Annotated in this window: 1 protein-coding gene; it reads right to left on the bottom strand. The window is 74.5% G+C overall.

From position 1 onward, the window contains the following. The coding region (locus KDL01_RS41795) for a DUF5995 family protein (protein ID WP_212534252.1) at positions 1 to 501 on the bottom strand (501 nt) is incomplete at both ends.

The raw sequence follows: 501 nt of genomic DNA, 5'->3' as shown, positions 1-501 counted from the left end.
CTCCTGGGCGACGTCCGGCAGACGGCGCAGCACCCACAGGGCCCGGGCCGCCGTCCAGGCGGCGTCCCGGGCGCGGTCCAGACTCCACGCGCCCAGCAGGTGGGTCAGCGGATCGGCGATCTGGAGCAGGTCGGGGCCCGGCATCAGATCCTCGCGGATGCGCTCCTCCAGCGAGACGAGGAGGTCGCCCACCCGGTCGAACTCGTCCTCCAGATCGACGGGGGCGCAGCCGAGCGCACGACAGGCGTCCACGACGGCGAGCGCGAGATCGTGGCCGACGTGCGCGTTGATGCCCGCCAGCGCGAACTGCAACGGGCGCACCCCGGGATGGCGGCGGAACTGGAACAGCGGACGCCAGCAGGCCGGTGGCCGCCGCTCCTCCAGCAGCGCCTCGACCGCCCGCAGGTAGCGCTCCGCGAACCGCACGTCAAGCGTGATCGCCGCCCGCGCGTCGGCGAACCGGCCCGCGTCGACGTCCAGGTCCACCGCCTCCGTCACGGT

This window comes from Actinospica durhamensis, assembly GCF_018139695.1.
Taxonomy (GTDB): Bacteria; Actinomycetota; Actinomycetes; order Streptomycetales; family Catenulisporaceae; genus Actinospica; species Actinospica durhamensis.
Note: the sequence above shows the minus strand (reverse complement) of the source record. Positions and strands in the feature narration are given on the sequence as shown.